Below are 22,013 nucleotides of genomic sequence, written 5' to 3'. Positions count from 1 at the left end.
TCTGCGGTCAGTTTTTATGTTCAGCGGTTAACTGATTGAATAACGTGTCGAGTTTTGGATCGCCAATATAATTGTTAATTAATACCAGCGGCTTATTAGTTACGCGTTTAACGCGGCCTTCAAGACTGGCATGGGTGACGGCAAGATCGGCCTCCTGCGGCACGTTTTCTATCGCATAATGTTTTACTTCAATATTCAGCCCGGCTTTTTCCAGACGCTTACGGAAAGTGGTTGCGCCCATGGCGCTGGAGCCCATCCCCGCGTCGCAAACAAAGGCGATGAACTTCATGCGGCTTAACGAAAATGCGCCTTCCTGCTTCATGGCTTTCACCGCACTGGCTGACTCAGCGAATTCATCTTCGCCCTCCGTCTCTGCCGTTTTCTCCATTTTCAGGATCAGCGAGGTGATGGCGAAGGAGACCAGCGTCCCGACCGTCACACCGGCGATGGTGGCGAGGAACGCACCTTTCGGCGTCAGCGCCAGGTAAGCGAATATCGATCCCGGACTTGGCCCGGCGACCAGGCCGCCATCCAGCAGGTTAAAGGTCCAGGTGCCGGACATCCCACCCGCAATCATCGCAATAATGGTCAGCGGCTTCATCAGCACATACGGGAAATAAAGCTCATGGATGCCGCCGAGGAAGTGAATAATCATCGCCCCCGGCGCAGAACGTTTACTCATTCCCTTGCCGAAGAAAGTGAAGGCCAGCAGCAATCCCAGGCCCGGCCCCGGATTCGACGCCACCATAAAGAAGATCGATTTACCGTCTACCGATGCCTGCTGCATCCCCAGCGGATAATAAACGCCCTGGTCAATGGCATTATTGAGGAACAAAATTTTCGCCGGTTCATTGATGACCGAGAGCAGCGGCAAGTAGCCCGCATGGACCAGCGCTTCAATGCACTCTTTAACGAAATTATTGGCAATCAGTACCGCCGGGCCGATGACTTCAAAACCGAGCAGGCACAGCAGCATCCCGGCAATACCGAGCGAGAAGTTATTGATGACCATCTCAAAGCCAGCGGGAATGCGTTTTTCCAGCGCCTTATCAATGTATTTGATCATCAAACCGCCCAGCGGCCCCATGATCATTGAGCCAAGAAACATCGGGATATCGGCACCCACGATCACGCCGATGGTCCCGATGCCGCCCATCACCGCGCCACGCTTACCGCCGACCAGATGCCCACCGGTAGAGCCGATCATGACCGGCAGTAAATAGGTGATCATCGGGCCGACAATTTTGGCGAAATGCTCATTGGGCATCCAGCCGGTCGGAATAAATAATGCAGTGATAAAACCCCAGGCAATAAAAGCGCCGATATTGGGGATGACCATTGCGGTCAAAAATCCCCCAAAAGCCTGGACCTTTGCGCGAGCAGACTTATTTTCCATGATATGTTCCTGTAAAGGAGAGAATGATTACGCGAGCGCGATAATATCCTTCAGCTGTTCAATACTGTCGGCATTTAGCATTGCGGCAAGATGTTCTTCCTCACACAGTAATTCGCTGAGTGCCTGAATCGCCTCAATATGTGAATTAGCCTGCGCTGCGGCTAAGCCAATCAGTAATTTAACCGGATCGTTTCCCTCGTCAAAACTTACCGGTTTCTGCAGTAAAACTAATGACAGTCCTGTTTTTAATGCGCCACATTCCGGTCTGGCATGTGGCATAGCGACGCCGGGCGCGAGAATATAATAAGGCCCGTTACTTAGCGTCGAGTCTTTTATCGCCTGAACATAGTGTTCGTTGATATAGTGGTTTTTCAGTAAGGCTTCCATCGAAAATTCGATGGCCTGCTGCCAGTCTTTTGCTGATTTTTTTATTACAACAGCCCCATCGGGGAAATAATCCCTTAGCCGCATAATGCGCCCCTTATATTATTATCGGATACCGTTTAACGGTAAAAATAAAATACTCGTAGCCAGAAGCGAAAGCAATCGGGGGGCGGGGAAGGAAAAACAACGGCGGCGTCTTTTTCTCTGCTTTAAAAACAATAAGTTAAAAAATAACAATACAATAAACGTGATATAGCCCACAAATACAGCACAAATCTAAAAACAATATTTGTGAATCAAATCACTTTAATGTGCTTGCCATGCTTAAAATTAGTGATCTGAAGCATAAAAAAAACGGGCCGCCGTAGCGACCCGATAATAGCACTCAGGTGATTACAGCAGTTCTTTCGCCTTCGCGATCACGTTTTCAACGGTGAAACCGAACTCTTCAAACAGCAATTCTGCCGGGGCAGACTCGCCGAAGGTGGTCATTCCGATAACCGCACCGTTCAGGCCAACGTATTTGTACCAGTAGTCGGCAATACCTGCTTCCACCGCAACGCGGGCAGAAACGGCTTTCGGCAGCACGGATTCGCGGTAAGCGGCGTCCTGCTTGTCGAATGCGTCGGTAGACGGCATGGAAACCACGCGCGCCTTCACGCCTTCGCCAGACAGTTTTTCCCATGCGGCAACGGCCAGTTCCACTTCAGAACCGGTGGCGATGAAGATGATTTGCGGCTGACCGTCACAGTCTTTCAGCACGTAGCCACCGCGCGCGATATCAGCCAGTTGCTGTTCGCTACGCTCCTGCTGCGCCAGATTCTGACGGGAGAGGATCAGCGCGGTCGGGCCGTCCTGACGCTCAACGCCATATTTCCACGCCACGGCGGATTCCACCTGGTCACACGGACGCCATGTTGACATGTTCGGCGTCACGCGCAGGGAAGCCACCTGCTCTACCGGCTGGTGAGTCGGGCCGTCTTCGCCCAGACCGATGGAGTCGTGGGTGTAGACCATCACCTGACGCTGTTTCATCAGCGCCGCCATACGCACCGCGTTACGGGCATATTCGACAAACATCAGGAAGGTAGAGGTGTACGGCAGGAAACCGCCGTGCAGGGAGATACCGTTGGCAATCGCGGTCATACCGAATTCGCGCACGCCGTAGTGGATATAGTTACCGGCCGCGTCTTCATTGATCGCTTTGGAGCCAGACCAGATGGTCAGGTTAGACGGTGCCAGGTCAGCGGAGCCGCCGAGGAATTCCGGCAGCCACGGTCCGAAGGCTTCAATAGCATTCTGCGAAGCTTTACGGCTGGCGATTTTTGACGGATTAGCCTGGAGTTTAGCGATGAATTCGCTGGCTTTCGCGTCGAAATCAGACGGCATATCGCCTTTCATACGGCGGGTAAATTCAGCGGCTTCCTGCGGGAAGGCTTTCGCATAGGCGGCGAATTTTTCATTCCAGGCGGATTCTTTGGCCTGGCCGACTTCTTTCGCATCCCACTGGGCGTAGATTTCAGACGGGATTTCGAACGGCGCGTGTTTCCAGCCTAACTGTTCGCGGGTTGCGGCGATTTCAGCGTCGCCCAGTGGCGCACCGTGGCAGTCGTGGGAACCGGCTTTGTTCGGCGAGCCAAAGCCGATAATGGTTTTGCACAGCAGCAGGGACGGTTTGTCGGTGACGGCTTTCGCTTCTTCAACGGCGCGTTTAATCGCGTCGGCATCATGACCGTCAACGCCGCGCACAACGTGCCAGCCGTAGGCTTCAAAACGTTTCGCGGTATCGTCGGTAAACCAGCCTTCAATATGACCGTCAATGGAGATGCCGTTATCGTCATAGAACGCGACCAGTTTACCCAGTTTCAGCGTACCGGCCAGAGAGCAGACCTCGTGCGAGATCCCTTCCATCATGCAGCCGTCACCGAGGAAAGCATAGGTATGGTGGTCAACGATATCGTGACCCGGACGGTTAAACTGCGCGGCCAGGGTCTTCTCTGCAATCGCCATGCCGACCGCGTTGGCAATGCCCTGACCCAGCGGGCCGGTCGTCGTTTCAACACCCGCCGTATAACCCACTTCCGGGTGGCCAGGTGTTTTGGAATGCAGCTGGCGGAAGTTTTGCAACTCAGTGATCGGCAGGTCGTAGCCGGTGAGGTGCAGCAGGCTGTAGATCAGCATGGAGCCGTGACCGTTGGACAGCACGAAGCGGTCGCGGTCGGCCCATGATGGGTTACTCGGGTTGTGGTTCAGGAAATCACGCCACAAAACTTCGGCAATGTCAGCCATACCCATCGGGGCACCCGGATGACCGGATTTGGCTTTCTGTACTGCATCCATGCTCAGCGCACGAATAGCATTGGCAAGCTCTTTACGTGAGGACATTTTGACTCCAGATCGGATGTTAAATTGAAGGCCATGCCCTTAACGAACTTGACGACAGCGCGTTTTGGGCTACGCCGGAAAAAAGTGCCAACAATGTAACCCAAGCGACAAGCCATGTACATGGAGCATCCTTTTATGAATTCAGAAATCTCTGGATCGTGAACACAGGTTGCGCAATCTCTCGCTCACGTCGGGTTGTTTTACTTATACTTATTCCGCTATGGATCCCTGTGAATCCATTTCATCACCAAAATAAATAATTCACTCATGCGGAAGAGAATAAATGAAACTTCGTCCAGTCTTGCTTGCTCTTGGGATCGCGACCGTATTGACCGGTTGCCAGAACATGGACTCTAACGGCTTTTTAACGTCTGGCGCAGAAGCGTTCCAGGCTTATACCTTAAGCGACGCACAGGTCAAAGAACTCAGCGATGAAGCTTGTAAAGAGATGGACAGCAAAGCGAGCATCGCCCCTGCCAGCAGCGAATACAGCAAGCGCCTTGCGACCATTGCTAACGCGCTCGGCGATAACATCAACGGCCAGCCGGTGAATTACAAGGTTTATCAAACCAAAGACGTAAACGCCTTTGCGATGGCCAACGGCTGCATCCGCGTGTATAGCGGACTGATGGACATGATGAATGATAACGAAGTCGAAGCGGTGATTGGGCACGAAATGGGCCACGTTGCGCTTGGACACGTGAAAAAAGGGATGCAGGTCGCGCTTGGCACCAATGCAGTGCGCGGTGCGGCGACCTCTGCGGGCGGCGTCGTCGGCAGCCTGTCGCAGTCGCAGATTGGCGATCTGGGTGAAAAACTGGTCAACTCGCAGTTCTCCCAGCGCCAGGAATCCGAAGCGGATGACTACTCCTACGATCTGTTGCGCAAACGTGGTATCAGCCCGGCGGGTCTCGCCACCAGCTTCGAAAAACTGGCTAAGCTCGAAGCGGGACGGCAAAGCTCCATGTTTGACGATCACCCGGCTTCTGAAGCGCGCGCCCAGCATATTCGTGAGCGCATGGCGGCCGACGGAATTAAGTAAGTTAATATCCTGACCTCTTCAGCATTTTGGGGCCAATGATTATTTATCATGGCCCCTGTCACAAAATCATATTTCTGTGATGGTAGACTTCCCCCTGTTTTTCCGCTGTCAATGCCGCAAATAATTATCGCCGATGCGCGTAACGTGATAATTGCCGCGAAAATATTATTCAGCACAAAAATATAAATCAGGCAAATAAAAAACCGACAGCCATATTCATCGCATAAATTCTTTGTCGCTTATTTTGCGTGAATTGATTTTATTCACCGAATATACAGGAAAATAAACTTTCACAAGGAAAATCTATGAAGCAACAAATGCAAATGATTGGTCAGGCGATGCTGGTGCCCATATCCATCATCACCATTGGCTCAATGTTTATGGGATTAGGTAGTGCATTCACTAATAAAGAAACCCTCGACGCCCTGCATCTGGGCACCCTTCTGAGTAAAGGCTCGGTCGGCTATATCGCCTTTAGCGTGATGAAAGCAACCGGCGACGTGGTATTTCGCAATCTGCCCCTTTTCTTTTCAATCGGCGTGGCCTTCGGACTGGCGAAAAAAGAAAAAGCCTGGGCCGCGTTTTCCGGCGCGGTGTGCTTTATGTCGATGCATTTTATCCTCAACACCCTGCTGGATTCACAGGGTATCACCGCCCAGACCACCACCGCTGACTGGCTGATGAAAAATCAACAACTTGACCCGGTCAGCGCGGTGCAAAAAGCCTCGGTTTACACCACCGAACTGGGCATGTTCACCTACCGGATGAGCGTATTCGGCGGAATGGCGGTCGGGCTGGTGACGTCGTGGCTGCATAACCGCCTGTATAACGTAAAGCTGCCGCTGGTACTCTCGTTTTTTGCCGGAACGCGCACCGTGCCGATTGTCACCCTGGTGGTAGGCTCGCTGATGGGCGTGGCGCTGTTTTTCGCCTGGCCGCCGATAGGCGGAATGCTCGCCAGTTTCAGTCAAATGATCGGCAGTTCCGGGCTGTTCGGCACCTTTATCTGGGCGGTAGCCGATAAATCGCTGCTGCCGGTCGGCTTGCACCATCTGATCACCACGCCAATTCGCCTGACCGATCTGGGCGGCTCCATGGACGTCTGCGGTCAACTGGTCAGCGGCACGACCAACATCTATATGGCGCAGTTAGGCTGTGAAGAAACGCCAGCGCTGCTGGTGCGCGGTTTTCAGTCTGGCCGGGTGGTCATTCACTTTGGCGCGCTGCCCGGTGCGGCGCTGGCGATGTATCACTGTTCCCGCTCGCAGCATAAAAAAGTGGTCGCCGGTCTGCTGCTGCCGGTGGTGGCGACCATGATCCTGTTTGGCGTGACCGAACCGATTGAATACACCTTTTTATTCGTTGCACCGTGGCTGTTTTATCTGGTCCACGTTCCGCTGACCGGTCTGATTTTCGTGCTGACCGAAATGGCCAATATTTCTATTTATGGCGGATGCCTGAAAGATATCCTGCCGGTGTTATTACAGCCGAATAAGTTAAATCTGTGGGGTTATTTATGGTTAATCCCGCTTTTCTTCGTCATTTATTATTGTCTGTTCCGCCTTTTGATCACCCGCTTTAATGTAATGACACCGGGGCGCGAAGAGGAAGAAGCCAGCGAGGAAGAGATTAAATTATTCAGCAAGCAGGATTTCAAAAATAAAGCCGGTGAAGAGAACAGCTTTGCCCGACAAATTATTAACGCCTTTGGCGGGCCGGAAAATATTGTTCAGTTCGATAACTGTATTTCACGCCTGCGGGTTGAAGTCGTCGATGCGTCGCACGTCGCCGCCGATGACGTCTGGAAAAAAACGCTGCGCGCGAAAGGCGTGGTTCATGTCAGCGACAAGGGCTTTCAGATTATCTATGGCCCGGAAGTGGTAATGATTGCCGGTGACTGCAAAGAACTGTTAGGGGACGCCTGATGGAGAGGGCGAATAATACGTTTCACCAGCAGTGCCGGGTCTTCCCGGCCGATGAAAAACAGCTTCGTTCCATTGAGTTTCCCCTCGACGACGATGTGGAGCGGCTGGAGATCGCCTATCAGTTTAGCGAGGGCTGCGTTGTCGATTTAGGCTTACAAATCAATGATGACGTGGTGGGCTGGAGCGGCGGCGCGCGGCGGGAAATTGTCATCAGCGAAAACGTCGCCACGCCGGGCTATCGCCGGATGCGGCCTCGCCAGGGGCGCGGCTATGTGCTGCTGGGGCTGTATAAAATCACCAGCGCCTGCCTGATTGATATCCACATCACCTTCCGGCGCAAAACGCCCCGCTGGCTGCGCGGCGATACTCACGTTCACTCTGAGCACAGCGACGGCAGGCTCTCTGTGGAAGCGCTGATCGAGCGCGCGCTGGCGTCAGATTATGATTTTCTGTGTTTTACCGACCACAACACCACCTCGCAGAATCGGGTCATTAGCGGCATCAACAGCTCGCTGTGCCTGATCCCCGGCATGGAACTGACCACCGGGCTGGGCCACGTTAACTTTCTTGGCCTTGGCGAGCCGGTACAGCGCTTTCTGCCGCATTTCAGCGAGCAGGATGTGATGGCGAAAATCAACGAAGCCCGGCACAACGGGGCGCGTATCGGCATTAATCATCCCTTCTGCCACCACTGCCCGTGGCTGCTGCCGTTCAGTGGTCATCACTGGCTGGAGATCTGGAACGGCCCGTGGGAAGGGGTGGATAACGAAGCCGCGTTTCAGTTCTGGCTTCAGCGGCTGTCTGAAGGAGCAAGAATTCCGGTGACGGCGGGCAGCGACTTTCATAAAGAGAAACACCAGTCCCTGCCCTGTGCGGTGGTATGGGCAAATAGCGCGGAGCAGGAAGATATTCTCTTTGCGCTCGAACACGGCAAAAGCTATATGCAGTGCGATACCCGCACCCGGCTGCATCAATTTGCCATCGGCGCAGCCGGACCCGGCGATATCACTACCGAAACCCTGTTACAAATAGAGCTTGAGACCGAGCCGGATAATACAGTTCTGTTATATACCGACCAAAAAATTCATCTGCTTAATAACTGGCGAGGGCACGTGAGTCAGACGGTGGACTGTCGCGAAAGCGCGTTTGCGTTTTTACGCGTTAATCACGCCCGCTCTGCCCGGCTGATCACTAACCCCATTTTCCGGGAGTGACAATATGCAACGTTTCGGCGACGCCTTTACCCCCGGCGAAAGCCTCTACAGCCCGCTGTACAACAACATTCGGGGAACCAACTTCCCGAAGTGGGACGACGAAGATATCCATGCCGAATACCGGCTTCATTTCAACACGGACAAGGATGTGCAATGACTGACGTACGTACAATCCATGCGGTATCGCATACCCACTGGGATCGGGAATGGTACTTCTCCAGCCTCGACACCCAGCTTTTTGCGTTACAGGCCTTTAGCGAACTGATTGACGCGCTGGAAGCCAATCCGCGCTTTGTTTTTCATCTCGACGGGCAAAGCTCCATTTTCAACGATTTTATCCAGTCAAAACCTGCCGTTGCCACCCGCGCGCGCAGGCTGGTACAGGAAAAACGGCTGCTGATAGGCCCGTGGTACACCCAGCCGGACCTGTTTAATATCACCACCGAATCGCTGTTCCGTAACCTGCGCATCGGCATTCATTATGCCCGCGAGGCCGGGTATTGTATGGACGTGCTTTACCTGCCTGACACCTTCGGCAGCCACGCCCAGCTACCGCAGGTGGCTCGCGCTTTTGGGCTGCGCCATATTCTGTTGCGTCGCGGCTACGATCCGCAGGTGATGGGGCCGACCGAGCTTAGCTGGGAGGCGCTGAACGGCGAGCGCGTCACCACCGCCATCACCCCCTTCGGCTATTCGCTGGCGCATCCTGAACGCGGCGGGCGGATGCGCAATTTCTCGGCGGCGCATCTCGATGAAGAAACCTTCCCGCTGGTGGCGCGGATGAAAACCCTGACCGATCAAACGGATCTGCTCTGCCCTGTCGGCGGCGATCAGGTCAGCTGCGATGCCGATTTCGATCGGCTGATTGCTGAAATCGATCGTCGCAGCGACGACCGCTGGATCGTCAGCAGTTATGAACAGTATTTCGCCGCGCTTGCCGCTAAAACCCTGCCGGTCTGGCGCGGAGAGTTCCGCATTCCCAGAATTGCCAGAGTGCATAAAAGCATTGGCTCCTCTCGCTACGATATTAAAAAAGCCAACTACGATGCGGAAGAGTGTCTGATCCGGCTGGCTGAGCCGATGCTGGCGATCGCCCGGCAAAACGGCCTGGCGCACGGTGAGGAAATGCTGGAGCAGGCGTGGCGCTGGCTGGTGGAATCGCACGCGCATGACAGTATGGGCGGCTGTAACAGCGACGAAACAAACCGGGATGTGCTGCACCGTTGTCGGCAGGCGCAGCAAATCGGCGAGGCGATTTACAGCCTGCATGCCAGGCAGTTGCTGGCGAACATCAGCGCGGATCGCCCCTGGCGATTTTTGCTGACCAATGGCACCAGCAGCCCGCGCCTCACCGCCCGGCGGCAGACGCTCATCACGCCGACGGCAGATTTCACCCTCACCCGCCATGAAACGGACGACGCGGTGGCCTTCGTGCTACGCGAACAGCAAAAAATCCAGCTGCCGCGCAAGGTATTGCTGACGCCGGATGGCGAAGTTGAAACCGCGCAGGAAGCCTTTTACTACGAAAATATTATCGACCTGCCCGACGTGCCGGTGCCACCGCTGGGAATGGAGGTCTTTTACGTCACGCCCGGCGGAGCGCCCTCCGCACTGTTACCGGCGGCGGAAGGAAGCACCGCGATTGAGAACGCCTGCTACAAACTCAGCTGGCACCCGGACGGGCTGCGGCTGGAAGATAAAATCAACCGGCGGACGATTGACAACCTGCTGCAATTACATGACATCAGCAACGATGGCGATCTGTATGATTTTTCACCGCTGGCGGGCGACGATGGCTTAACGTTCTCGCAGTTCGAATGCCGGGCGGTTCATCAGCACGAGCATCTCGCTGAAATGCACTTAAGCGCCACGTTGCTGCTGCCTGAAGCGCTGCGCGAAGACCGCCGCGCGCGCAGCGAACATTGTGTGCCGGTGCCGGTCACGCTGACGATAAGCCTTGAAGCCGACATGCTGCGTGGTGAAATGCTCATCAATAATCAGGTGCGCGAGCACCGAATGCAGCTGTTGATCAACACCGGAAAACCGCTGGATGGCGTGACTGCGGATGTCCCCTTTGGTAGCCTGACGCGGCGTAATCAGGCCATTACGGCGTGGGATGACTACGCGGAAAAACCCGTGGATACCGAGCCGTTTATGCATCAGCTCAGCGCCCACCGTGATTTTCATTTTTTTGCTCGCGGGCTGAAAGAGTATGAATATCAGCAAAGCCAGCTGCGCGTAACGCTGTTTCGCGGCGCGGAACACCTGGGCAAAGACGATCTGCTCTACCGTCCCGGACGCGCATCCGGCCAGCGGATGACCGCGCCCGAAGCCAATCTGCCGGGCGAATTACGCTTTGAATTTGCGCTGTGTCTGGCGGCACTTTCTCCGGCGCAGGTGGCCATCCACCAGCAACGCTACAGCTTTAATCCCTGCCTGTGGCAGTGGCAACGCGAGCGGGCGTGTTTGCAGCGGCTGGATAATTTCGATCTGCATATTCCGCAGCGGGAAATCCACGGCTGGCGGCTGCTGGAAGAGATCCCGCAGGGGCTGATCATTAGCGGGGTGGATGTGCTTTACGGCATGACGCTGATCCGCCTGTACAATCCCGGCGAAAATGTCATTACCGTACCGCCAGGCTGGCGCTCAAAAGTCTGTAACGCGCTGGGCGAAGCGCTGGAGAAAAGCGCGGTCGGAAGCTGCGATCATCTGACGATCAACGTCACCCCCGCCGGATAAAAAAGCAACAGCAGGAGCCACGCTCCTGCTGTTCACGGCTTATTCGCCCTTCTTCGCCGCCTGGATATACAGCATTTCCAGCGCGAGCGTGGCGGCGGCCAGCGCGGTGATTTCTGACTGGTCGTAAGCCGGAGCCACTTCCACCAGATCCATCCCCACGATGTTCAGATCTTTCAGGCCGCGCACCAGTTTGATCGCGCGATCCGACGTCAGTCCGCCGATGACCGGCGTGCCGGTGCCCGGTGCAAATGCCGGATCCAGACAGTCGATATCAAACGTCAGATACACCGGCAGATCGCCGACGATCTGTTTCACCTGGGCGATGATATCGTCCACGGTACGGTCATTAACCTGACAGGCATCCAGCACGGTAAAACCGTTGTCTTTATCGAACTCAGTACGGATACCAATCTGCACCGAGTGGTTCGGGTCGATCAGACCTTCTTTCGGCGCGGTATAGAACATGGTGCCGTGGTCGAACTCGCAGCCGTTGGCGTAGGTGTCGGTATGCGCATCGAAATGCACCAGCGCCATTTTGCCAAAGTGTTTGGCGTGCGCACGCAGCAGCGGCAGGGTGACAAAGTGGTCGCCGCCGAAAGAGAGCATCCGCTTACCGGCAGCCAGTAACTGCTCGGCGTGCGCCTGAAGTTTTTCGCTCATCTCGCGCGCGTCGCCGAAAGCGTAAACCAGGTCGCCGCAGTCGACCACATTCAGGCGCTCGCGCATGTCGAAATTCCACGGGAAGCGATGATGCTCCCACGCCAGATTGGTGGACACCTGACGAATCGCTGCCGGACCGTGACGACCACCTGCACGACCTGACGTCGCCATATCAAACGGAACGCCGGTGATAACCCAATCCGCATCGCTGTCATACGGCTGGAAGTTCAGCGGCAGGCGCAGGAAACCAAAGGCGTTAGATACCAGGGAGTTATCGTACTGATGACCTAAGGTGCTCATGTGTTGACCTCTTGGTAAGTGAATTTATGTCAAAAAAAAATCCCTTCCGCGTCGTTAAACCCGACGAGGGAGGGATTGTATTCGTAAATATGCTGCTTATTGGCGCGGATTATCACCGCAATTTCGTCCGGATTCAATAGATAAAGTGTAGCACGGACTCATCAAATTGCACCCTCGATATAAAAGGTAAAATATTACCTAATTATAGCCATATTGCACACTTAATGGTAAATTATTACCCTTTTCTAAATGAATATATGATTTCAGCAACAGGGGTAATATACTACCTGTAATAGCCGTTAAAAGGCATTTTTAGGTAAGGAATGACTCATGAAAGACTTCTCTGCCGCTATGACCGATAGCGCTTTAGCAGAAGCGCTATTCAGTAAAATCGAAGCCCGGCGAAAAAGTATGAAGATCACCCAGGCCCGGATCGCCGAGCGTGTAGGAATAACGCCAAAAACCTATCGCGCACTTAAAAGTGGCTCCTGCAACGTGCTGATACTTCTTAGCATACTGCGCGAGCTTCAGTTGCTGGAAAATCTGAACTTACTGGTTCCTGACCCTACCATCCGGCCAACGGAGGTGTGGGCACAGGTCACGTCGGGGTCTCCCGCCGGGAAAAGGGAGATTCACCGCCGGGTCAATCATGTCAAAAACATGATGCAGCAGCGCAAAAAAATTAAGACAGGAGAGTGATGACGTGATCGCAAAGGCTTGCAAAGTACAATTTTCCGGCATTGATGTCGGGACATTAGCATTCACAGAAGATTCTCCGTGGGTCGCTTTTGAATACGATCCCGCGTGGATTGCAGCTGGCTTCTCACTTTCCCCTCTTCATATGCCACTTTCACCCGCGGTTTATCAGTTCCCGGCGCTGGCCAGGGAGACTTACCGGGGACTGCCCGCCGTTTTTGCTGACTCTCTGCCCGATGATTTTGGTAATGCGCTGATTAATAACTGGCTCGCCCGGCGCGGATTAGATAAAAACCAATTTGGTGCGCTCGACAGGCTTCTCTATACCGGCACGCGCGGCATGGGCGCGCTGGAGTATCAGGAGACGATTGAATTACCTAAAAATAAGGATGACGAACTGCAACTCTCCGCGCTGGTCGAACTGGCGCAAAAGGTGCTCAACGACCGCGACAGGGTTGATATTGAAGCCAGCGAGCAGGACGCCATGTCACATCTTTTGCAGGTCGGCACCTCGGCAGGAGGCGCACGCCCAAAAGCGGTGATTGCGGTCAATCATGACAGAACGCATATTCTGTCCGGGCAGGTCACTATCCCGGAAGGCTTTGAACATTATTTGCTGAAATTTGACGGCGTAACCGAACAACGCAGCGATAAAGAAACCTTCGGCGATCCGAAAGGCTTTGGCCTGATGGAATTTAGCTACTATCAGATGGCGACGCGCTGCGGCATAAATATGTCCGCCAGCGAAATCCTTACCGAGCATGGCCGCAGCCACTTTATGACGCGTCGTTTTGACCGCGAAGGTAATCAGAAATACCACGTCCTCACGCTGTGCGGTATGGATCATGCTGATTTTCGCCAGCCGGGACAATACAGCTACGAAGAACTGTTGTCCGTCGCGCGGCAGCTTAATCTCTCTGTCAAAGAACAGGAGCAAATATTCCGCCGTATGGTATTTAACGTTATTGCACGCAACCACGACGATCATACAAAAAACACGGCATTTTACGTAGACGATAATTTCGACTGGGCGCTCGCACCCGCTTATGATATTGCCTATAGCTATAAACCCGGCTCGCCGTGGGTTGATCAACATCAAATGACCATCGATGGCAAACGAGATCATTTTACGCGCGATAATCTGCTGGCCGTAAGCCAGCTGATAAGCCGACTTAGCGTAAAAAATGCGAATAATATTATTGATAAGACGCTGGAGGAAGTTAGCCGCTGGCCTGAAATAGCGGAAGAAAATCACGTATTTCCAGAACTAAGAGATGAGATTAGCAAGAATCTGATACTAACGATTTAAATAAGGCCGGGCATCCTGACTATGCCCGGCCTTTTATTTTATTTACTCATCTTCCAGATACGTATACCCGTACAGTCCCGCCTCAAACTCTTCGAGGAACTGCTGCTGCAACGCGTCGTCCAGATCGGTCTGTTTCACCTGATCGCGGAAATGGGTCAGCAGCGTGTTCGGATCCAGTTGCACGTATTGCAGCATATCCGCCACGGTGTCCCCTTCGTCGGACAGCTCGACTTCCACGCTGCCGTCCGGGAAGACGAACACGTCTACCGCTTCGGTATCACCGAACAGGTTATGCATGTTGCCGAGGATTTCCTGATACGCGCCGACCATAAAGAAGCCCAGCATTGGCGGGTTCTCAGGATCGTACTCCGGCATCGGCATGGTGGTGGCAATGCCGTCACCATCGATGTAGTGATCGATAGCGCCATCGGAGTCACAGGTAATATCCAGCAGCACCGCGCGGCGCTCCGGCACCTGATCCAACCCTTCCAGCGGCAGCACCGGGAACAGTTGATCGATACCCCACGCATCCGGCATCGACTGGAACAACGAGAAGTTGACGTACATTTTGTCCGCCATCCGCTCCTGCAATTCGTCAATGATCGGGCGATGCGCACGGTTGCTTGGGTCGAGCTGTTTCTGCACTTCGTGGCACATGCCCAGATACAGCTGCTCGGCCCAGGCACGCTCCTGAAGGCTGAACGTGCCGGAAGAATAGCCGGTGTGGATATCGTGCAGATCCATCTGGCTGTCGTGCAACCATTCGCGCAGCGAGCGACGGGTGCCCGGCTCGTGCATCTCCTGCCAGGTTTCCCACATGCTTTGCAGCGCGCGTGGTGCATCTTCCGTCGGCGCAACGGGCACGGTGTATTCGTTGCGCTCAACGCCGATGATGTTAGACACCAGCACCGTGTGGTGCGCAGTAACGGCGCGACCGGATTCGGTGATCACCGTCGGATGCGGCAGGCCATGCTCTTCGCAGGCATCGCCAATCGCCCAGATGATGTTATTGGCGTATTCATTCAGGCCGTAGTTTACGGAACAGTCAGACTGTGAACGCGTACCTTCATAATCCACGCCCAGACCACCGCCGACGTCAAAGCACTCGATATTCACGCCGAGCTTATGCAGTTCCACATAGAAACGGGCGGACTCACGCACGCCGGTCGCGATATCGCGAATATTGGCCATCTGCGAGCCAAGATGGAAATGCAGCAGTTGCAGGCTGTCGAGACGCCCGGCTTCGCGCAGCGTTTCTACCAGTTGCAGCACCTGCGTTGCCGCAAGGCCGAATTTGGATTTTTCGCCGCCGGAAGACTGCCATTTGCCGGAGCCTTGCGATGCCAGACGCGCACGCACGCCGAGGCGCGGAATGACGTTCAGACGTTCGGCTTCATCCAGCACGATGGCGATTTCCGACATCTTCTCGATGACCAGATAAACCTTATGGCCCATCTTTTCGCCGATCAGCGCCAGACGAATGTATTCACGGTCTTTATAGCCGTTACAGACGATCACGCTGCGGGTCATCCCGGCGTGCGCCAGAACGGCCATCAGTTCAGCTTTCGAACCGGCTTCCAGCCCCAGCGGTTCGCCGGAGTGGATCAGCGACTCGATCACGCGACGGTGCTGGTTGACCTTAATCGGGTAAACGAGGAAATAATCGCCGTTATAGCCGTAGGATTCACGCGCGCGCTTGAACGCGGCGTTGATGGAACGTAAACGGTGTTGCAGGATCTGCGGGAAGCAGAACAGTGCAGGCAAACGCTGCCCCTGCGCTTCACGCGTTTTCACCAGGTTGGCGAGATCAACGCGCGCATCCGGGACGTCCGGGTCCGGGCAGACGGTGATATGGCCCAGCTCGTTAACGTCGTAGTAGTTATTGCCCCACCAGGCAATATTGTATGTGCGCAGCATCTTGCTGGCTTCCTGGGAGCTCATCGCAACCTCCTGCATGGAACGTAGTACACCCTGTTCGCCTGCTGACGAAGGCGATACCGGAGAAATGTCGTCAGACATAGCGAACCTCAAATTTTGTCGAAAGTGTAAAACAGCAAACTACTATCGCAGCCCAAAGGTGCGATAACAACCCATAAACAGCCTGATTTCCCAGCAGATAATGCTGAAGCGCCGACTGAGCGATCGGTTTCTTGTTCATATCATTGTAAAACACGTACCCGAACTTATGTGTGACGGTTCGGAGAAACCACGAGAAAACTCTTGTTTAGCAAGAGCGCCCTTGTTCAGATTTCAACGGCTGTAACCAGCTCTTGAATCCTGAGAAGCACCGAGATGGGTAGAACATCGGCAGGTTTGCATAGTTGAGATGCGGATAGCAGAAAAGAAGCTCACACCAGAATGGTGCGGCTGCATGAGCGGCGTCCAATGGTTCATTGTTTCGTATCACCTCCACGCCAACCCATGATGGTCAGCGACAAGCCAAAGCTAAAGTTTTAACCCGGCTGGAAGTGGCGACACGGGCAAATTTGCCGTGCGCTTTTATATGAGCCGCGCGCGGCGATTTATACCTGGATTATCCCTGAAATGCAAAACATTAATCAGCGTTATGCCGGATAACGCGGCATAAATTTTCATCACGTTTCGCTGGTTATGCGACATATCTCAAAAAAAACTGGAAATCGGGTGAAGATGTGACCTAAAATAGCCATCCAGATGTTAATCCATCTATACAGATTAACACTCAGACTGCCAGTGTCATAAACCTGCAAGTCCTGGTAGAAACTTCCGCCATGGCTACTCCACACAGCAGTATGAGCTAACCGACTTCTCCTTAGGTGAAATTAAAAATGGCAAAACACCTTTTTACGTCTGAGTCCGTTTCAGAAGGGCATCCTGACAAAATCGCTGACCAAATCTCTGATGCCGTGCTGGATGCAATCCTGGAGCAGGATCCGAAAGCGCGCGTCGCCTGTGAAACCTACGTAAAAACCGGCATGGTTTTAGTGGGCGGTGAAATCACCACCAGCGCATGGGTTGATATTGAAGAGATCACCCGTAATACGGTGCGCGAGATTGGCTATGTGCATTCTGACATGGGCTTTGACGCTAACTCCTGCGCGGTACTGAGCGCTATCGGCAAACAGTCCCCGGATATCAACCAGGGCGTTGACCGTGCCGATCCGCTGGAACAGGGCGCGGGCGACCAGGGCCTGATGTTTGGCTATGCCACCAATGAAACCGACGTGCTGATGCCCGCGCCGGTGACTTACGCTCACCGTCTGGTGCAGCGTCAGGCTGAAGTGCGTAAAAACGGCACCCTGTCGTGGCTGCGCCCGGATGCAAAAAGCCAGGTCACGTTCCAGTACGATGCGGGCAAAATTGTCGGTATCGACGCAGTGGTACTGTCCACCCAGCATTCTGAAGATATTGACCAGAAATCGCTCCAGGAAGCGGTAATGGAAGAGATCATCAAGCCGGTCCTGCCGACCGAATGGCTAAACAGCGCGACCAAATTCTTCATCAACCCGACCGGCCGTTTTGTGATCGGCGGCCCGATGGGCGACTGCGGTCTGACCGGACGTAAAATCATCGTTGATACTTACGGCGGGATGGCTCGTCACGGCGGCGGCGCGTTCTCCGGTAAAGATCCTTCGAAGGTTGACCGTTCAGCGGCTTACGCGGCGCGTTACGTGGCGAAAAACATCGTTGCGGCAGGCCTGGCGGATCGCTGTGAAATTCAGGTGTCCTACGCGATTGGCGTGGCAGAACCGACTTCCATCATGGTTGAAACCTTCGGCACCGAAAAAATCGCCAGCGAGCAGCTCACCCTGCTGGTGCGCGAATTTTTCGATCTGCGTCCGTATGGCCTGATCCAGATGTTGGATCTGCTGCATCCTATCTATAAAGAAACCGCCGCATACGGTCACTTTGGTCGCGAGCATTTCCCGTGGGAAAAAACCGACAAAGCGCAACTGTTGCGTGATGCCGCCGGTCTGTAATTACGTTGTACTATTAATGGATAAAAATGAATCCGGCCTCTTATGGCCGGATTTTTTTTTGGCTTGTTGCTGTCATCCGCATGAAACACTAAACATCACCCTGAACGGTTCTGACAGATAAATGGAAGCGATTACATTTGATATTGCTTAATAAATTTTTACAAATAAGCACCCATCCCTTCTGAATGCCGTTTTGTTACATCATCCTTCAGCATTGTCTGAATTACAGGAAGTCACTAAATTCTATCTTTGTTAAAATCCTTTATTTTCAATAAGATAATTAATAGTTGGCATGAATGTAAATGTAACCGATTACACTAGTGTGATGTTCATAACACTTTTATACTCCACACTGACCTATCCTTACGTCAACAAAATTAGCTAGCCAACCGGAGGGCACCATGCCTAACCATAAAAAACACGGGCGTTCTAATAAGGCGATGACATTTTTTGTCTGTTTCCTTGCAGCCCTGGCGGGACTGTTGTTCGGCCTTGATATTGGTGTGATCGCGGGCGCATTGCCCTTTATTACCCATGAATTCCAGATTAGTTCGCACACCCAGGAGTGGGTGGTCAGCTCAATGATGTTTGGTGCTGCGGTCGGTGCCGTTGGCAGCGGCTGGCTCTCCTTCAGGCTGGGCCGTAAGAAAAGCCTGATGATCGGCGCAATCCTGTTCGTGCTCGGCTCGCTGTTCTCCGCCGCTGCGCCGAACGTGGAAGTGTTGATTATCTCCCGCGTGCTGTTGGGTCTGGCGGTGGGCGTTGCCTCATACACCGCCCCGCTCTATCTGTCTGAAATTGCCCCGGAAAAAATTCGCGGCAGTATGATTTCGATGTACCAACTGATGATCACCATCGGTATTCTGGGCGCGTACCTTTCCGATACCGCGTTCAGCTACAGCGGCGCGTGGCGCTGGATGCTCGGCGTGATTATCATCCCGGCGATCCTGCTGCTCATCGGCGTTTTCTTCCTGCCCGACAGCCCGCGCTGGTTTGCCGCTAAACGCCGCTTCCACGATGCGGAGCGCGTGCTGCTTCGTCTTCGTGATACCAGCGCCGAAGCGAAAAACGAACTGGAAGAAATCCGCGAAAGCCTGAAAGTGAAGCAGAGCGGCTGGGCGCTGTTTAAAGAGAACAGCAACTTCCGCCGCGCGGTGTTTCTCGGCGTACTGCTTCAGGTGATGCAGCAGTTCACCGGCATGAACGTGATCATGTATTACGCGCCAAAAATCTTCGAACTGGCGGGGTATACCAACACCACGGAACAGATGTGGGGCACCGTTATCGTTGGCCTGACCAACGTGCTGGCGACCTTTATCGCCATTGGTCTGGTTGACCGCTGGGGCCGTAAACCGACGCTGACGCTGGGCTTCCTGGTCATGGCCGTCGGCATGGGCATACTGGGGACGATGATGCATATCGGCATTCACTCACCGTCGGCACAGTATTTCGCGATCGCCATGCTGCTGATGTTTATCATTGGCTTTGCGATGAGCGCCGGTCCGCTGATTTGGGTACTGTGCTCTGAAATCCAGCCGCTGAAAGGCCGTGATTTTGGTATCACCTGCTCAACGGCCACTAACTGGATCGCCAATATGATCGTCGGTGCGACGTTCCTGACGATGCTCAACACCCTGGGCAACGCGAACACCTTCTGGGTCTACGCTGGTCTGAACGTGCTGTTTATCCTGCTGACCCTGTGGCTGGTGCCGGAAACCAAACACGTGTCGCTGGAACATATCGAACGCAATCTGATGAAAGGCCGCAAGCTGCGTGAAATTGGTTCACGGAGCTAAGGTTTAGCGCTTCCTCCTTCACGGGAGGAAGCTTCTTATTGCACTCCCCCGCCCTGCGCTCTATCCTCTGCCTTTATGAAAACCTCCCGTCTCCCCATCGCCATTCAGCAGGCCGTGATGCGCAGCCTGCGGGAAAATCTTGCCCGCGCCAATCTTAAACTCGACCGCCACTACCCGGAGCCGAAGCTGGTGTATCAGCAGCGCGGCACGGCGGCGGGTACGGCGTGGCTCGACAGTTATGAAATTCGCCTTAATCCGGTGCTGCTGCTGGAAAACCAGCGGGCATTTATTGACGAGGTGGTACCGCACGAGCTGGCGCATTTGCTGGTCTGGAAACACTTTGGCCGGGTGGCACCGCACGGAAAAGAGTGGCGGTGGATGATGGAAAGCGTGCTTGGCGTACCCGCGCGCCGGACCCATCAATTCGAGCTGGAATCGGTGCGCAGCAACACCTTTCCCTACCGCTGCAAATGTCAGCAACATCAACTCACCGTGCGTCGTCACAATCGGGTGATGCGCGGTGAGGTAACCTACCGCTGCATCAAATGCGGTGAGCCGCTTATCGCTGAAACATCACTTTAGGTAACAACAGGAAGTTTTCTGATCTGACTGATTGTTTCACGCTGCGCCATCCGTTACTTTGCGGGTTCATTTTGACAAGGAGTCCGTAATGTCCCGCAATTTTTCTTTTGCCGTCGCTTTTTTGACGACAGCGCTTTCCGGCCCCGCATTGGCCGTGGGTATCACCAATTTTTCGCAGGGCAAAAACGCCAGCGTAAAGGTTAATGCTGATGTGCCTGGCGATTTTTACTGTGGCTGTAAAATCACATGGAAAGGTAAAAAAGGCACCGTTGATTTGGCATCTTGTGGCTACAAGGCGCGTAAAAATGCCGCTCGCGCCAGCCGCGTTGAATGGGAGCACGTGATGCCTGCCTGGCAGTTTGGTCATCAGCGTCAGTGCTGGCAGGATGGTGGTCGGGCGAACTGCGCCCACGATCCGGTGTATCGCCAGATGGAAGGCGATATGCACAACCTGCAACCCGCCGTCGGCGAGGTGAATGGCGATCGCAATAACTTTATGTACAGCCAGTGGAACGGCGGCGAAGGCCAGTACGGTCAGTGCGAGATGAAGGTCGATTTCAAGGACAAACGCGCCGATCCGCCTCCCCGCGCGCGCGGCGCGATTGCCCGCACCTACTTCTATATGCGCGACGTTTATAAAATCAACCTCTCCCGCCAGCAAACGCAGCTTTTTGACGTCTGGAATAAGATCTACCCCGCCACCGCCTGGGAGTGCCTGCGCGATGAACGCATTGCCCAGGTGCAGGGCAATCACAACCCTTACGTGCAGCGCGCTTGCCAGGCACAAAAGAGCTAACCTACACTAGCGGATATTGTCACTTTTCCGCGCCGGGCTTTACTCTCTTTGAGGAAAGGATTAAAGCCCGCGTACCAGATGGAACTTAGCTCTATGCGTAAACCCCGCATCTATCACCCCGCTCCGCTGACTCCAGGCCAGGAGGTCGCGCTAAGCGACGATGCCGCCAATCACGTCGGTCGCGTGCTGCGCATGACGGCGGGCCAGCCGGTGCAGCTTTTTGACGGTAGCAACCAGCTTTTTGAAGCGGAAATTACCCGCGCTGACAAGAAAAGCGTCATCGTTAATGTGCAGAGCGGCGAGGTCGATGACCGCGAATCACCGCTGCATATTCATCTCGGACAGGTGATGTCGAGGGGCGAAAAAATGGAATTTACTATCCAGAAATCAATAGAACTGGGTGTAAGCCTCATTACGCCACTTTTTTCTGAGCGCTGCGGCGTTAAACTGGATGCCGAACGCCTGAATAAAAAAATCCAGCAGTGGCAGAAAATCGCTATCGCTGCCTGTGAACAGTGTGGTCGTAACCGGGTGCCTGAAATCCGTCCGGCAATGGATCTCGAAGCCTGGTGCGCCGAGCAGGATGACAGCCTGAAGCTGAACCTGCATCCGCGTGCCAGCGCCAGCATTAATACCCTGCCGTTACCCGTGGAGCGCGTGCGCTTGCTTATCGGGCCGGAAGGGGGATTAACCGCTGATGAAATCGCCATGACCGCACGCTATCAGTTTACTGATATCCTGCTGGGACCACGCGTTCTGCGCACTGAGACAACTGCGCTCACCGCCATCACCGCGCTACAGGTGCGTTTTGGCGATCTGGGCTAACGGAG

The 22,013-nt window shown here is 54.1% G+C and carries 18 protein-coding genes; 12 read left to right on the top strand and 6 right to left on the bottom strand.

The features are described from left to right. Nucleotides 1–7 precede the first annotated feature (7 nt). From cmtA to tkt, 3 genes are all read right to left on the bottom strand, one after another. Nucleotides 8–1,396, bottom strand: a complete 1,389-nt coding sequence (cmtA, locus tag RT197_RS06325; protein WP_312948433.1) for a PTS mannitol transporter subunit IICB — start codon at nucleotides 1,394–1,396, stop codon at nucleotides 8–10. A gap of 27 nt (nucleotides 1,397–1,423) precedes the next feature. Beyond that, nucleotides 1,424–1,867: a PTS mannitol transporter subunit IIA gene (cmtB, locus tag RT197_RS06320; protein ID WP_312948431.1), complete on the bottom strand. Its 444-nt coding sequence runs from the start codon at nucleotides 1,865–1,867 to the stop codon at nucleotides 1,424–1,426. A gap of 306 nt (nucleotides 1,868–2,173) precedes the next feature. Further along, nucleotides 2,174–4,165, bottom strand: a complete 1,992-nt coding sequence (gene tkt / locus RT197_RS06315) for a transketolase (RefSeq protein WP_312948429.1) — start codon at nucleotides 4,163–4,165, stop codon at nucleotides 2,174–2,176. 283 nt (nucleotides 4,166–4,448) lie between these two features. Here tkt and RT197_RS06310 point away from each other — a divergent pair, with 283 nt between their 5' ends. The 5 genes from RT197_RS06310 (at nucleotide 4,449) to RT197_RS06290 (ending at nucleotide 11,085) form a co-directional block, all read left to right on the top strand. Further along, nucleotides 4,449–5,207: a M48 family metallopeptidase gene (locus tag RT197_RS06310; protein WP_312948427.1), complete on the top strand. Its 759-nt coding sequence runs from the start codon at nucleotides 4,449–4,451 to the stop codon at nucleotides 5,205–5,207. A 305-nt stretch (nucleotides 5,208–5,512) separates the two neighbouring features. Then, entirely contained in the window at nucleotides 5,513–7,132 is a 1,620-nt protein-coding gene (locus tag RT197_RS06305; RefSeq protein WP_312948425.1) for a PTS transporter subunit EIIC, read from the top strand. After that, the gene (locus tag RT197_RS06300; protein ID WP_312948423.1) at nucleotides 7,132–8,346 is read left to right on the top strand and encodes a CehA/McbA family metallohydrolase; all 1,215 of its coding nucleotides are present in this window, start codon (nucleotides 7,132–7,134) and stop codon (nucleotides 8,344–8,346) included. Before RT197_RS06305 ends, RT197_RS06300 begins: the two co-directional genes overlap by 1 nt. A gap of 4 nt (nucleotides 8,347–8,350) precedes the next feature. After that, nucleotides 8,351–8,503, top strand: a complete 153-nt coding sequence (locus tag RT197_RS06295; protein ID WP_312948421.1) for a hypothetical protein — start codon at nucleotides 8,351–8,353, stop codon at nucleotides 8,501–8,503. Continuing rightward, nucleotides 8,500–11,085: a hypothetical protein gene (locus RT197_RS06290; RefSeq protein ID WP_312948419.1), complete on the top strand. Its 2,586-nt coding sequence runs from the start codon at nucleotides 8,500–8,502 to the stop codon at nucleotides 11,083–11,085. The genes RT197_RS06295 and RT197_RS06290 overlap by 4 nt, the downstream gene beginning before the upstream one ends. Nucleotides 11,086–11,124: 39 nt before the next feature. Here the strand turns inward: RT197_RS06290 and speB are convergent, their stop codons facing one another. Continuing rightward, on the bottom strand, nucleotides 11,125–12,045 hold the full coding sequence (gene speB / locus RT197_RS06285) for an agmatinase (protein ID WP_312948418.1): 921 nt from the start codon (nucleotides 12,043–12,045) through the stop codon (nucleotides 11,125–11,127). A gap of 330 nt (nucleotides 12,046–12,375) precedes the next feature. On the opposite strand from speB, the gene RT197_RS06280 reads away from it, so the two are divergent. Beyond that, nucleotides 12,376–12,744 carry a helix-turn-helix transcriptional regulator gene (locus tag RT197_RS06280; RefSeq protein WP_312948416.1) on the top strand — a complete coding sequence of 123 codons (369 nt, stop codon included), beginning with the start codon at nucleotides 12,376–12,378 and terminating at the stop codon, nucleotides 12,742–12,744. Between the two features lie 4 nt (nucleotides 12,745–12,748). Beyond that, nucleotides 12,749–14,050 carry a type II toxin-antitoxin system HipA family toxin gene (locus RT197_RS06275; RefSeq protein ID WP_312948414.1) on the top strand — a complete coding sequence of 434 codons (1,302 nt, stop codon included), beginning with the start codon at nucleotides 12,749–12,751 and terminating at the stop codon, nucleotides 14,048–14,050. Nucleotides 14,051–14,092: 42 nt separating this feature from the next. On the opposite strand, the gene speA is transcribed toward RT197_RS06275, so the two are convergent. Together speA and yqgB are read right to left on the bottom strand one after the other, a co-directional pair. Next, entirely contained in the window at nucleotides 14,093–16,069 is a 1,977-nt protein-coding gene (gene speA, locus RT197_RS06270) for a biosynthetic arginine decarboxylase (protein ID WP_312948412.1), read from the bottom strand. Next, nucleotides 16,062–16,208 (bottom strand): acid stress response protein YqgB, encoded by a 147-nt coding sequence (yqgB, locus tag RT197_RS06265; protein ID WP_312948410.1) that lies wholly within the window; start codon nucleotides 16,206–16,208, stop codon nucleotides 16,062–16,064. Before yqgB ends, speA begins: the two co-directional genes overlap by 8 nt. A 649-nt stretch (nucleotides 16,209–16,857) precedes the next feature. On the opposite strand from yqgB, the gene metK reads away from it, so the two are divergent. The 5 genes from metK (at nucleotide 16,858) to rsmE (ending at nucleotide 22,008) form a co-directional block, all read left to right on the top strand. After that, nucleotides 16,858–18,009: a methionine adenosyltransferase gene (gene metK, locus RT197_RS06255; RefSeq protein WP_312948408.1), complete on the top strand. Its 1,152-nt coding sequence runs from the start codon at nucleotides 16,858–16,860 to the stop codon at nucleotides 18,007–18,009. A gap of 401 nt (nucleotides 18,010–18,410) precedes the next feature. Next, nucleotides 18,411–19,805, top strand: coding sequence for a galactose/proton symporter (gene galP, locus RT197_RS06250; RefSeq protein WP_312948406.1), 1,395 nt, complete (start codon nucleotides 18,411–18,413; stop codon nucleotides 19,803–19,805). Between the two features lie 75 nt (nucleotides 19,806–19,880). Then, nucleotides 19,881–20,387, top strand: a complete 507-nt coding sequence (locus tag RT197_RS06245; RefSeq protein WP_312948404.1) for a SprT family zinc-dependent metalloprotease — start codon at nucleotides 19,881–19,883, stop codon at nucleotides 20,385–20,387. A gap of 88 nt (nucleotides 20,388–20,475) precedes the next feature. Beyond that, entirely contained in the window at nucleotides 20,476–21,183 is a 708-nt protein-coding gene (gene endA, locus RT197_RS06240; RefSeq protein WP_312948402.1) for a deoxyribonuclease I, read from the top strand. 93 nt (nucleotides 21,184–21,276) lie between these two features. Continuing rightward, a complete protein-coding gene (gene rsmE / locus RT197_RS06235; protein WP_312948400.1) occupies nucleotides 21,277–22,008 on the top strand; it encodes a 16S rRNA (uracil(1498)-N(3))-methyltransferase in 732 nt (243 codons plus the stop codon). Nucleotides 22,009–22,013 lie beyond the last annotated feature (5 nt).

Origin of the sequence: Superficieibacter sp. (assembly GCF_032071645.1) — a bacterium.
GTDB lineage: Bacteria > Pseudomonadota > Gammaproteobacteria > Enterobacterales > Enterobacteriaceae > Superficieibacter.
This window is presented reverse-complemented; position numbering and strand designations above follow the sequence as displayed.

Excerpts from the sequence above, each read along its gene's own strand:
- cmtA (WP_312948433.1), bottom strand. The coding sequence starts at position 1,396 with ATGGAAAATAAGTCTGCTCGCGCAAAGGTCCAGGCTTTTGGGGGATTT.
- cmtB (WP_312948431.1), bottom strand. The coding sequence starts at position 1,867 with ATGCGGCTAAGGGATTATTTCCCCGATGGGGCTGTTGTAATAAAAAAA.
- tkt (WP_312948429.1), bottom strand. The coding sequence starts at position 4,165 with ATGTCCTCACGTAAAGAGCTTGCCAATGCTATTCGTGCGCTGAGCATG.
- RT197_RS06310 (WP_312948427.1), top strand. The coding sequence starts at position 4,449 with ATGAAACTTCGTCCAGTCTTGCTTGCTCTTGGGATCGCGACCGTATTG.
- RT197_RS06305 (WP_312948425.1), top strand. The coding sequence starts at position 5,513 with ATGAAGCAACAAATGCAAATGATTGGTCAGGCGATGCTGGTGCCCATA.
- RT197_RS06300 (WP_312948423.1), top strand. The coding sequence starts at position 7,132 with ATGGAGAGGGCGAATAATACGTTTCACCAGCAGTGCCGGGTCTTCCCG.
- RT197_RS06295 (WP_312948421.1), top strand. The coding sequence starts at position 8,351 with ATGCAACGTTTCGGCGACGCCTTTACCCCCGGCGAAAGCCTCTACAGC.
- RT197_RS06290 (WP_312948419.1), top strand. The coding sequence starts at position 8,500 with ATGACTGACGTACGTACAATCCATGCGGTATCGCATACCCACTGGGAT.
- speB (WP_312948418.1), bottom strand. The coding sequence starts at position 12,045 with ATGAGCACCTTAGGTCATCAGTACGATAACTCCCTGGTATCTAACGCC.
- RT197_RS06280 (WP_312948416.1), top strand. The coding sequence starts at position 12,376 with ATGAAAGACTTCTCTGCCGCTATGACCGATAGCGCTTTAGCAGAAGCG.
- speA (WP_312948412.1), bottom strand. The coding sequence starts at position 16,069 with ATGTCTGACGACATTTCTCCGGTATCGCCTTCGTCAGCAGGCGAACAG.
- yqgB (WP_312948410.1), bottom strand. The coding sequence starts at position 16,208 with ATGAACAAGAAACCGATCGCTCAGTCGGCGCTTCAGCATTATCTGCTG.
- metK (WP_312948408.1), top strand. The coding sequence starts at position 16,858 with ATGGCAAAACACCTTTTTACGTCTGAGTCCGTTTCAGAAGGGCATCCT.
- galP (WP_312948406.1), top strand. The coding sequence starts at position 18,411 with ATGCCTAACCATAAAAAACACGGGCGTTCTAATAAGGCGATGACATTT.
- RT197_RS06245 (WP_312948404.1), top strand. The coding sequence starts at position 19,881 with ATGAAAACCTCCCGTCTCCCCATCGCCATTCAGCAGGCCGTGATGCGC.
- endA (WP_312948402.1), top strand. The coding sequence starts at position 20,476 with ATGTCCCGCAATTTTTCTTTTGCCGTCGCTTTTTTGACGACAGCGCTT.
- rsmE (WP_312948400.1), top strand. The coding sequence starts at position 21,277 with ATGCGTAAACCCCGCATCTATCACCCCGCTCCGCTGACTCCAGGCCAG.